The organism is Mycobacterium sp. MUNTM1 (assembly GCF_054660795.1).
The window spans coordinates 106,220-117,860 of record NZ_BAAGDE010000014.1 but is presented as its reverse complement, the minus strand read 5'-3'; the positions used below and the strand labels follow the sequence as shown (position 1 = coordinate 117,860).

Genomic DNA, 11,641 nt, shown 5'->3' with positions numbered 1-11,641 from the left:
CCCTCCGGGCGGGCCCCCGCCCGGACCGCCGGCCCCCCCTGGCCCCGGACAGGGCCAATCGGTTCCTTCGCCTGACTATTCGGGTCCGATCGAAGTAGGTGGCCAGTGAGCGGGCGCACAGCGCGGATCGCGGTGGCACTTGCCCTGGTGTTCGTCCTCGCCGGCGCCATCGTCACCATGCTGCAATCCGAAGCCGGGATAGGCCGAACCACCGTCGTTGGATACTTCGCCAACAGCACCGGCCTCTATAACGGCGACAGCGTCGTCATCCTTGGCGTGCCGGTCGGCAAGATCGAAAAGATCGAACCACAACCCGACCACGTCAAGATTACCTTCTGGTACAACGACAAATACAAGGTGCCCGCCGACGCCAAGGCGGTGATCCTATCGCCGTCGCTGGTCACGCCTCGATCCATCCAGTTGACCCCCGCCTACACCGGAGGGGCGGCGCTGGCCGACAATGCCGTGATCCCCCAAAAGCGGACCGCGGTCCCCGTGGAATACGACGACTTTCGTCAGCAGCTGGAAAAGCTAACCCAGGTGTTGCAGCCAACCACCCCGGGCGGGACCAGCACCTTGGGACAGTTCATCAACACCGCCGCCGACAACCTCCGCGGCCAGGGCCCCGACATCCGCAACACCATCATCAAACTGTCGCAGGCGATCTCAGCGCTCGGTGACCACAGCAGCGACCTGTTCACCACCGTCAAGAACCTGTCGATTCTCGTTTCCGCGCTCCACGACAGCGACGATCTGCTGCGCCATCTCAACCAGAACCTGGCCGCAGTGACGGGCTCGCTGGCCAGTGATCCCAACGACCTTGGCAACGCAGTGCGCGACCTCAACGACATCGCCAACGACGCGCGAAACTTCGTCGCCGACAACCGTGAAGCGCTCGGCGCCACCTCAGATAAGTTGGCGTCGGTGACCCAGGCCGTCAACGACAGCCTGGACGACGTCAAACAACTCCTGCACGTCGCACCGACCGCATTTCAGAACTTCCTCAACATCTACCAGCCAGCACAAGCAACGCTGACCGGAGCATTGGCATTCAACAACTTCGCCAACACCATCCAATTCCTCTGCGGGGCAGTGCAAGCCGCATCACGGCTCGGCGCCAAAGACGCAGCCAAGTTGTGCGTGCAGTATTTGGCGCCCATCATCAAGAACCGTCAAGTGAATTTCCCCCCGCTAGGGGAAAACCTGTTCGTGGGAACCACCGCACGCCCCAACGAAATCACCTACAGCGAAGACTGGCTGCGCCCCGACTACGTTCCTCCGCCGGGTGCCGCCGCCCCGCCGGCTCCGTCTGACCTCCCGCCCCCACCCAATGCGCCACCGCCAGCGGCTATTTCACCGCAATCCGGCGACGCACCACCCGAAACAGCGTCGGCCCAACCCACCCCGACCAACCCAGACGACGGCCTGCGCGGAATGATGATGCCCCCCGGAGGTAGCCAATGAGGCGATCACCAAACCGCCACCGCGCGGCTGCAGCATTACTGGCGACCTGTGTGCTCGCAGCACTATCTGGCTGCGGATTCAAAGGACTCAACTCGGTCGCCCTGCCGGGAACAAAGGGCGGAGACTCTAGCGCCTACACCGTGCAGGCGCAGATGCCCGACGTGCAAAATCTGCAGCAGAACTCGCGAGTCCGCGTCAACGATGTGACCGTCGGCAACGTGACCAACATCGAACTGCAAGGCTGGCACGCCCTGGTCACCATGACGATTGACGGCGATGTGGACTTGCCGGCCAACGCCACCGCGACCCTCGGACAGACCAGCCTGCTCGGTTCGGTACACGTCGAACTCGCACCGCCTGCCGGGGCTGCCCCCAAAGGCAAGCTGACAAACGGCTCAGTAATCCCGCTGTCCTCCGCGGGGGCTTACCCGTCCACCGAACGCACGTTGGCCGCGGTGTCGCTGCTGTTGAACGGCGGCGGACTTGGCCAACTCCAAGACATCACCAAGACATTGAGCACCGCGTTCAGCGGACGCGAACAAGACCTGCGCAACCTACTGGGCCAACTCGACAAATTCGTCGGCTACCTCAACGACCAAAAACACGACATCATCGCCGCGACCGACAGCCTCAACAAACTGGTCGGCCAGTTCGCCGACCAGAAACCGATCGTCGACAAAGCCCTCAAAACTATCCCCGAAGCCTTGACGGTTCTCAAAAACGAACGCAACAACCTCGCCGACGCGCTCGGCGAAGCCGGCAAATTTGGCGCACTGGCAGCTGACTCGGTCAGCAAGACCAAAGAAAATTTGGTCAAAGAACTCAACGACCTTGGTCCGGTGCTGAAGTCGCTGGCCGATGCCGGACCGGCACTGACCCGGGCGCTCGGTTTCTACGGAACCTTCCCATTCCCCGCCGAGACGCTCAGCAAATGGTTGCGCGGCGACTACGCCAACCTGACCGCCGTGGTCGATCTGACGCTGAGCCGTATCGATTCATCGTTGTTCACCGGCACCCGCTTCGAGTGCAACCTGACCGAGCTAGAGCTGCAATGGGGACGCACCATCGGCCAAATGCCCAGCCCGTGCACCGGCGGCAGCCAATACAACCCCGGCAACCCGCTCGTTGTGCCCTACCACTTCGACCAGGGGCGCTGACATGCAAAATCTGACCCGGCGCACCAGAATTCAACTCATCGTTTTCACGGTGATCAGCCTGACCGCCGCCGGCATCATGTTCTTCAACTACATGCAGATACCGAGCACGTTCTTTAACGTCGGCCGCTACACCGTCACAGTGCAGCTGTCCCAGGCCGGCGGCCTGTACCCGGGCGGCAACGTCACCTACCGTGGCGTAGAGATCGGACGAGTCAAAGCCGTGCAGCTAAGCGCGACCGGCGCCGAGGCGATATTGCAACTCGACTCCGATGTCCACATCCCAGCCAACTCCGATGCCCAGGTGCACAGTGTCTCCGCGGTCGGCGAGCAATACGTCGAGCTCATTCCCCGTAACGGGCAAGGACCGTCCCTGAAAAACGGCGATGTCATCTCCGTCGACCGGACCTACGTCCCGCCCGACATCAACTCCCTGCTTGCCGCCGCCAACCGCGGCCTGTCCGTCATCCCGCGCGACAACGTCAAAACGGTGGTCGACGAGGCCTACACCGCCATCGGTGGACTGGGTCCCGATCTCTCCCGACTGGTGAACGGCACCACCCAGCTGGCCGCCGACAGCCGCCGCAACCTCGACCAAATCACAAACATCATCGACAACTCAAAACCCTTGCTGGACAGCCAGACCGACTCCTCAGACGCAGTTCAAGCCTGGGCTTCACACCTGGCCACCATCACCTCCGAGCTCCGCGACAACAACTCCTCAGTCGCCGGCCTGCTGAAAAAGGGCGGCCCCGCCGCCGCCGAAGCCCGGCAGTTGTTCGACCGACTCAGCCCCACCCTGCCGATCGTGCTGGCCAACCTGGTCAGCATCGGGCAGGTTGGCGTTACCTACCGTGACAATCTCGAATCCCTGCTGGTCGAGCTGCCCCAGGGCGCCGCAGACATCCAAGCGATCGGTGTCGCCAACCGCAACACCAAACAGGGCTACAACGGCGCTTTCCTGAGCTTCAACTTGAACCTCAACTGGCCGCCGCCCTGCACCACCGGCTTCCTGCCCGCCCAACAGCAGCGGGCCCCCAGCTACGAGGACTACCCCGACGCGCCCAAAGGCGACTTCTACTGCCGGGTGCCGCAAGATTCGATGCTCAACGTGCGCGGCGCGCACAACTACCCGTGTGAAACACGGGAGGGCAAACGATCCCCGACCGTCAAACTGTGCGAAAGCGACCAAACCTACGTTCCGCTCAACGACGGCTGGAACTGGAAAGGTGACCCCAACGAGACGTTGAGCGGCCAGGGCGTGCCGCAGCTGCGACCCGGCGACGAACCGCCCGGGCAACAGCCGCCGCCTTCGCCGCCCGGCCCGCCACCGCCACCGATCGCGGCCGTCCAATACGACCCGTCCACCGGCATGTACATGGGACCCGACGGCCGCATGTACAGCCAAGCCGACCTGGCCCACGGGAGCACGAAGGAGAAAACATGGCAAAGCATGCTGATGCCGCCGAAAAAGAACTGACTGAAACAGACTCCACGGCAACGTCATCCGCGTCAACGTCGACCAACAACGCGGATTCACTGGACTCCGACATCGCACCCGAGACGACCGCTGACACCCAGCCAGAAGAATCGACGGCCGACTGGGCCCAAGACTGCGATGCCTCCGTCGAGAACCAACCCGACAGCGAAGCCGGGGACAATACGCCCAAGAAGCCACGCTCGCCAGTGCGGATGGCGATGGCGTGCCTGCTGGTGGTCTTCCTCGCGCTAGGCGGGCTGGGTTGGTGGTTCGGCTACCAGCTGTATCAGTCACACCAAGCCCAACACCAACGCCAGTTATTGATCGGCGTTGCCCGACAAGGTGCGCTGAACCTGACCACCATCGACTGGCACCACGCCGACGCCGACATTCAACGTATTCTGGATTCGGCCACCGGCACCTTCTACGACGATTTCTCCCAACGCTCTAAGCTTTTCGTCGACGTGGTGAAAAAGGCACAGTCGACCTCTGTGGGAACCATCAGCGAATCCGGTCTGGAATCGCAAACAGGAGACCAAGCCCAGGTCCTGGTGGCTGTCGCTGTGAAGACCTCCAACCTCGGTGCAGCCGAGCAAGACCCGCGACACTGGCGGATGCGCATCACCGTGCAAAAAGTCGGGAGCGAGGCGAAAGTGTCTAACGTCGCATTCGTTCCATGAGACCCCGGCCCGCAGGGCAACCACCGACCAATCCAAAGATCAAAGTTAAGGAGGCGCCACAGTGGGGATCACATCCGGGTCTGCAGTTGACCAAAAAGAACTGAAGGCCGCTGACGAGACGACGCAGCCAGCCGACGCCATAACCGACCAGAACGACAAAACCGATTGCGGTGAAGACACATTCGACGACAATGCCGTCGCTGAGGCGGACAACGAAGACGGCGATGACGACCGGGCAGTTAGTTCAGAAGCCGATACGACACCCTCACCGAAACGCCGACCCAAATGGTCACGCGTAGCGGCCTTCGGGCTACTGCCCGTTCTGGCGTTGGCCGCGGCCGCCGGCGTGGGCTACCTCAAATGGCAAGACGCCTGGGACCGGGGGGCTGGGGTTGCCGGGGTCGAATCACTGGCCGCGGCCAAAGACTCCACCGTTGCCATCCTGTCCTACCAACCCGACACCGCCGAAAAGGACCTCGGTGCCGCCCGCGATCGGCTCACCGGCAAATTCAAGGACGCATACACACAGTTGACCCACGACGTTGTCGTGCCAGGGGCGAAGAAAGAGCACATCTCAGCGGTCGCGACCGTGCCCGCAGCGGCCCTGGTGTCAGCTGCGCCGGACCACGCCGTGGTGCTCGTATATGTCAACCAGACCGTGACCGCCGGCAATGACGTCCCCACCGACACCTCGTCCACCGTGCGAGTGACTCTGGACAAAAGTGGTGACCGCTGGCTGATCTCATCGTTCGATCCGCTGTAAGCACCCGAGTGCGAGGCTTAAGCCATGATGTCGCGGACCTGGTCTTCTCATAGGCCTCAACATCGCCGCACCTGCTGCCTCCACGTGCCTGCGCCAGTGCGCTTCAGCGGCACCACCCGTGCGAGCTTCGAGTAAAGCTGCCAGTCGTCTATAGGATTTCAACAGCCTCGTGTACTCGGCCTTGGGTACCGTAAGAGCTGCACTGGCAATTGAGATTGCCGCAGCATGTCTTTCACCCATCTCGTGCAGCATCCCGGCGATGATCCCCGGCGTCGCGTTGCCCGAAAGTTCGACCATGCGACGATGCAGGTGCGCCGACCCGAAGCCAATTCACCGGCTTCCCAGGCGCGAGGCACGTCAACGACCAACCGTCGGAATTCTTTGTGAGCCGTACCGGCGCCACGGTCGGCGAGCAATTTGGCGGCCGGCGGCTCGATCGCGGTGCGTGCCGCCAACACGTCCGCCAGCGTCGTGCCCGTCAACGCCAGCAACAGTCCCGCCGGTTTCGCGACGATCTCGGGGCCAGGTACGCGCACCCGCGCGTCCGTCCGGGAACCGCGGCGCACCTCAATAAGGCGTTCGGACTCCAAACTCCTGCCGCCTCCCGCAGAGTCGGCGTGCTGATCTGGACATGCGCCATAAGATCCGCCTCACGCGGCAGGTAGTCACCGTCTGAGCTGCCCGTCGACCACCATCCTGCGCAGCGTGCACGCTACGAGCTCCGCCGTCTTCGGCGCGCGTATCCTGACGGTCGCGCTCTCGGCTGAAGAACATCGGCGCAAGCGACTCCGGCCGAGACATGCGACCCCTCCTCCTGGCTGAGCTGATGTAGCACTCGTACACCATGCCGGCGCGCACTGTCGCGTAAACGCCCTGGTCGCAGCTGGCGTGTATTAAAGACGCGGTTTTAGCCCTGGCGCCGGGCCGCCGGGCACCAGCAGATCGGTCAGCTCACCCCATCGTCATCCAACCCTGTAGGATCCCCAAAACAGATAACCATTTATCCGATTGTCGCTATGGAGGGAATCGTCGATGAAGCGCCTTGTTCTCGACGCAGAGCACGAGCAGTTCCGCGAGACTACCCGGCAATACATCGAGCGTGAAGTCGCGCCGAACGCCGACAAGTGGGAGCGAGATCGGATCGTCGATCGGTCGGCCTACGTCACCGCCGGAAAATACGGTCTGATCGGATTCAACCTGCCCGAGGAATACGGCGGCGGAGGTTCGGATGATTTCCGATTCAACGCTGTCATCAACGAAGAGCTGTCGCGCTACGGCAATGTCGCACCGGCACTCACGTTACAAAACGATGTAGTCGGCCCATACTTCACGACACTTGCCGACGAGGAGCAAAAACAACGCTGGCTGCCAGGCATCGCCAGTGGCGAGACGATCGTGGCGATCGCCATGACCGAACCCGGGGCCGGTAGTGACCTAGCCGGCATCCGCACCTCGGCCCTTCGCGACGGCGACGACTGGGTCCTCAACGGCTCGAAAACCTTCATCTCCTCGGGCATCAACTGCGACCTCGTGGTCGTGGTCGCACGCACCGACCCCGAGGCAGGCCATAAGGGATTCACGCTGTTAGTGGTGGAACGCGACATGACGGGTTTCACCCGGGGCCGCAAACTGGACAAGATGGGCTTACCGTCGCAAGACACCGCCGAACTGCACTTCGAAAATGTTCGCGTTCCGGCCGCCAACATGCTGGGCAACGAAGGCCGCGGCTTCTATCACCTCATGCACAACCTTCCATCGGAGCGCTTGTCGATCGCGATCTCGGCCATCGCCGCGGCGCGCGAAACATGGCGTCAGACTTTGCGATACGTCAAGGACCGCGAGGCGTTTGGGCAGCCGATCGGCAGCTTTCAACACAACAGATTCGTCATGGCCGAACTCGATACCGAACTGGAGATCGCCGAACAATACATCGACCGGTGTCTGCGCGCCGTTGTCGACAAGGAGCTGACCGCCGTCGAGGCAGCCAAAGCCAAATGGTGGTGCACCGAGCTAGCCAAGAAGGTCGTCGACGCGTGCGTGCAGCTGCACGGCGGATACGGCTACATCAACGAATACCGGGTGGCACGCGACTACGTGGACACCCGGATCATGACCATCTTCGGGGGCACCACCGAAATCATGAAAGACCTGATCGGACGGGATCTGGGTCTGTGACGAGACCAACGTCAATTGCGCCGGCATCGCCAGCGCCACCAAAACGCTGGGCAAAGGCGGACCATTTCCGATCACGGAGTTCCAAAAAGTCGTGCAAGTCAACCTGATTGGCACCTTCAACGTCATCCGCCTGGCCGCCGAACGCATCGCGAAGACCGATCCAGTCGGCGAGGAGGGCGTGATCATCAACACCGCCTCCGTCGCCGCCTTCGAAGGCCAGGTCGGGCAGGCCGCCTACTCGGCGTCGAAGGGCGGCATGGTGGGCATGACCCTGCCCATCGCGCGAGATCTGTCCCGTGACCTGATCCGCGTCGTCACCGTCGCGCCGGGTTTGTTCAAGACCCCGTTGCTGGCATCGCTGCCCGAACCGGCTCAACAGTCGCTTGGCCAATAAGTACCGCACCCAGCGCGCCTCGGCGACCCTGATGAGTACGCTGCCTTGGCTGCCCACATCATCGCCAACCCCATGCTCAACGGCGAGGCGATCCGTCTGGATGCCGCCATCTGTATGGCACCCCGGTAATCAGCGTGACCAGCCGGCCCAGTCCTGCCATGGCGATACGTCGACTCACCGGCGGTAAACCCTTCGCGAATGCTATCCCGGCGACACATTTCGCTACATGTCCGGACGAAAAGAACTTGTCAGACAACGTATTCGGTGGATTCACGGCCAAAATCGATGATGTGAGTCATAGGGCGCATCGACGGCACCTAGGTGATTGACCAGAATTCCAGCAGCGTGCGCAACGCTGCCACCAGCGGCAGCGGTTGGTCGAGCATGGGATGGTGGCCGGCTTCCGCGAGCTCCACGAACGGGCCCCTAAGCTGGAGGAGGGACCGGATGCGTTCAGCCATTGCGAGGGACACCAATCCGGCTTCACAGCGCAAATAGCCTACGCGACAACGCATTGTGATCATCATGTCATCCAGCGAGTCGTCGTCCACGGGAGCCGGATCGAAGAGCTCACCGCCGAAGATCGCCGGGTCGAACTTCCAAATCCACTCTTTGCCGGATCTCCGTATCGATTCGGCTGCGATGTGATCGCGGATGTAGGGGAGGAGTACCTCCTGGGAGGGCACAGCCGTGAAGCGGGCCAAGATTTCGTCTCTGGTCGCATAACGGGTGTGATTGCGGTTGCGCAGCCGAGTTGCTTCGGGCGCACGGTCGCGCAGCGGCGAGTCGATCACCACCATGCTGTTGACCTGATCGCCAAAATGCATGGCCGCCTCGGCAGCGACCCAACCGCCCATACTGTGCCCGACGATGGTCGGTTGCCCCAAGGCCCCTGCGGCCGCAGAGGCGGCCATCACTTCACTTGCCCAGGTGCGCAGATCGTAAGTGCCGCGAATGCCGCTATCACCGTGCCCGGACAGATCGGGCGCGATCACGCGATGAGTGCGGGAAAAAAAGGGCGCGATGTGATCCCACCAACCCGAGTGCGCTCCGCCGCCGTGCACGAGCACCACCGGGGGTCGTGCCCGATCGCCCCACGCGCGGAGATGGATGTGGCAGCCCTCGACGTCGACGTCGGAATGCTCTGGTTGTTGGTTGAGCGCGGCGCTGAACCAGGATGGTCGAGTCGCCGCTGGAGTCGAACGAGAAAACAGGTTAATGACCTCCGTGTCCGGAAATTCAAGACCAGCCCCGACGCCTACTGACTTTACGGCGTCAATGGCGCTCCGATCGCTGAAGGCCGATACCGAAGTCTTTTAAAGGCCTTGAGCATCAGGCTCGACCTATGGCTCGCCATGACGACGAAATGTGTGCATCAAGGCGAAACTGAACGAGCAGGGACATGTCCGGCTCGCCGATGCCGATAAAGGGAGACTTAAACATGTTGTCTGGGTTGATCTTTCGTGTCACTCAGCATTTCCGTCCCCAGGTTCGGATGTATACGTGACCCGGTGCGGTGCATGAGCCCGGCGGCGTTGCGCTTCGAGCGCTGGTGCGCGGCCCAGCGCCTGATGCTGTACAGTTCCCATTCGACGGAACCCAAGTTCCGTCGCAGTTGAGTCGCTGACGATTAACAGCTAGACGCCTGGATGGCATCGCAACACACAAGCGGAAAACGAAGGGCGAGATGCCTTGTTCCGAATGCTCACCAAGGTGTGGATGCCCCTGCTCCTCCTAGTGGTGATTTCGTTGGGCGCATACACAGTCGTCCGGATCCGCGACACATTCGGCACCTATGGCACCGTCGGAAGCGGCGAGGGCAGTGGTGACAACACCAAACCGTTCCATCCCAAGCACATCACCTACGAAATAACAGGTGCGCCGACTGGAACGGTGAACGCCAACTACCTCGACGAAAATGGGCAGCCGCACCTCGTTGATACCGCCGCGTTGCCATGGTCCTACACCATCGTGACCACGCTGCCCTCGATGTCGGCCAACATCGTGGCTCAAGCCAGCACAGAGGTACACGCCTTGCGGTGCCGCGTCCTTGTCGATGGCCAGGTGCGCGACGACCGCAAAACCGACGACTACCAACCGTTCATCTACTGCTTGGTGAAATCTGTATGAGCAACCCGCATCTGAAGCCGCGCCTGCCGGTAATTCCTCGGCTGATCCGCGCACTGTCGTTGCCAATCATCCTGGGATGGCTCTTAATCGCCGTAGCCCTCGGTGTGTTCTCGCCCTCTTTGGACGATGTTGCGGCCCAACACTCGGTGCCCATGACTCCCAGAGACGCCCCGGCGTTCAAATCAATGATGCACATCGGCCAAAAATTCCAGGAGTTCAACACCGACTCCACGGCGATGGTGGTCCTGGAAGGCCAGGACAAACTCGGCGACAGCGCGCACGACTTCTACAACCACATTATTAGCAAACTCAAACAAGATCGCTCCCATGTCCAGAACATCCAAGACTTCTGGGGCGACCCGCTGACCGCTGCCGGTTCGCAAAGCCCGGACGGCAAGGCTGCCTACGTCCAGGTATTCCTCAACGGCGCCCAAGGCACGACCCCCAGCCATGAATCCGTCGCCGCGGTGCGCAAGATCGTCACCGACACCCCCGCGCCACCAGGCGTCAAGGCCTACGTGGCCGGCAACACCGTGCTCAACGCCGACACCAGCGTGGTCGGACACAAGAGCATGGCCACAATGGCGCTGGTCTCCATCGCCGTCATCTTCGGGATGCTACTGCTGGTCTATCGGTCGATCGTCACCACCATCTTGTGCCTGGCAGTAATCGGCATCGAACTCTCTGCGGCCCAAGGCGTTACAGCTACCGCAGGCGACCTCAACATCATCGGCCTCACCCCGTACGCCGTCAGCATGATCACCATGCTCGGCATCGCTTCGGGGACCGACTACGTCATCTTCTTGCTGGGCCGCTATCACGAAGCACGATCGATCGGCCAAGACCGTGAGGAGGCCTTTTACACCGCCTACCACGGCGTGTCCCACGTCATCCTGGGCTCGGGTCTGACCATCGCCGGTACCTGCCTGTGCCTAACGGCAGCCCGGCTCCTTATTTCCAGACCATGGGACTGCCCTGCGCGATAGCGCTGCTCGTCATCGTCTTCGCCGCGCTGACCCTTGCACCGGCAGTGTTGGCTGTCGGCTCACGGTTAGGCTTATTTACCAGACGCGCGGTCGATGTGCGGGGGTGGCGCAAGGTGGGCACCTCGGACGGGTGATCACAGTGCAGGATGGGGTGCAGGTCAAGTATCTCTACGCCCTTGAGGGGGTTGTCGATTCGGGCAATCGCGCGCCAGATGGGGACGTCACGGAAAGCGGCTGCTGGGGCGATTGCAGCGGAGCCACCGCCGCGATATCGGCGTATTTGGGTCCGTGACATTCGACCCGTGTAAGCCGCGTACGCGGGAGCTGTTGGCGCAGATCCCGATAATGCGGCGAAAATCATTGGGCGGTGGGTGGGTAGGTGGTTGGTTGGGGCTGGCGCGAGTACGTGCCCAGG

The 11,641-nt window shown here is 62.0% G+C and carries 8 protein-coding genes and 3 pseudogenes; 9 read left to right on the top strand and 2 right to left on the bottom strand.

Going from position 1 to position 11,641, the window contains the following annotated elements:
• Window positions 1-105: 105 nt before the first annotated feature.
• From ACYQ8K_RS10820 to ACYQ8K_RS10800, 5 genes are all read left to right on the top strand, one after another.
• Window positions 106-1,464, top strand: a complete 1,359-nt coding sequence (locus ACYQ8K_RS10820) for a virulence factor Mce family protein (protein WP_459968701.1) — start codon at window positions 106-108, stop codon at window positions 1,462-1,464.
• The gene (locus ACYQ8K_RS10815) at window positions 1,461-2,621 is read left to right on the top strand and encodes an MCE family protein (protein ID WP_459968699.1); all 1,161 of its coding nucleotides are present in this window, start codon (window positions 1,461-1,463) and stop codon (window positions 2,619-2,621) included. Before ACYQ8K_RS10820 ends, ACYQ8K_RS10815 begins: the two co-directional genes overlap by 4 nt.
• 1 nt (window position 2,622) lies before the next feature.
• Window positions 2,623-4,098, top strand: a complete 1,476-nt coding sequence (locus ACYQ8K_RS10810) for an MCE family protein (protein ID WP_459968697.1) — start codon at window positions 2,623-2,625, stop codon at window positions 4,096-4,098.
• Window positions 4,062-4,778: an Mce protein gene (locus ACYQ8K_RS10805; protein ID WP_459968695.1), complete on the top strand. Its 717-nt coding sequence runs from the start codon at window positions 4,062-4,064 to the stop codon at window positions 4,776-4,778. The genes ACYQ8K_RS10810 and ACYQ8K_RS10805 overlap by 37 nt, the downstream gene beginning before the upstream one ends.
• Before the next feature lie 61 nt (window positions 4,779-4,839).
• The gene (locus ACYQ8K_RS10800; RefSeq protein ID WP_459968694.1) at window positions 4,840-5,541 is read left to right on the top strand and encodes a hypothetical protein; all 702 of its coding nucleotides are present in this window, start codon (window positions 4,840-4,842) and stop codon (window positions 5,539-5,541) included.
• A gap of 17 nt (window positions 5,542-5,558) precedes the next feature.
• Here the strand turns inward: ACYQ8K_RS10800 and ACYQ8K_RS10795 are convergent.
• A pseudogene (locus tag ACYQ8K_RS10795) lies at window positions 5,559-6,342 on the bottom strand (FadR/GntR family transcriptional regulator).
• Window positions 6,343-6,573: 231 nt separating this feature from the next.
• On the opposite strand from ACYQ8K_RS10795, the gene ACYQ8K_RS10790 reads away from it, so the two are divergent.
• Window positions 6,574-7,716 carry an acyl-CoA dehydrogenase family protein gene (locus ACYQ8K_RS10790; protein ID WP_459968692.1) on the top strand — a complete coding sequence of 381 codons (1,143 nt, stop codon included), beginning with the start codon at window positions 6,574-6,576 and terminating at the stop codon, window positions 7,714-7,716.
• 7 nt (window positions 7,717-7,723) lie between these two features.
• Window positions 7,724-8,239: pseudogene (locus tag ACYQ8K_RS10785) on the top strand (SDR family NAD(P)-dependent oxidoreductase); the annotation flags it as partial.
• Window positions 8,240-8,427: 188 nt separating this feature from the next.
• Here the strand turns inward: ACYQ8K_RS10785 and ACYQ8K_RS10780 are convergent.
• Window positions 8,428-9,324 carry an alpha/beta fold hydrolase gene (locus ACYQ8K_RS10780; protein ID WP_459968718.1) on the bottom strand — a complete coding sequence of 299 codons (897 nt, stop codon included), beginning with the start codon at window positions 9,322-9,324 and terminating at the stop codon, window positions 8,428-8,430.
• Between the two features lie 505 nt (window positions 9,325-9,829).
• Here ACYQ8K_RS10780 and ACYQ8K_RS10775 point away from each other — a divergent pair.
• Both ACYQ8K_RS10775 and ACYQ8K_RS10770 read left to right on the top strand, forming a co-directional pair.
• On the top strand, window positions 9,830-10,240 hold the full coding sequence (locus tag ACYQ8K_RS10775) for an MmpS family transport accessory protein (RefSeq protein ID WP_459968690.1): 411 nt from the start codon (window positions 9,830-9,832) through the stop codon (window positions 10,238-10,240).
• Window positions 10,237-11,351: pseudogene (locus ACYQ8K_RS10770) on the top strand (MMPL family transporter); the annotation flags it as partial. The gene ACYQ8K_RS10775 and the pseudogene ACYQ8K_RS10770, both read left to right, overlap by 4 nt.
• Window positions 11,352-11,641 lie beyond the last annotated feature (290 nt).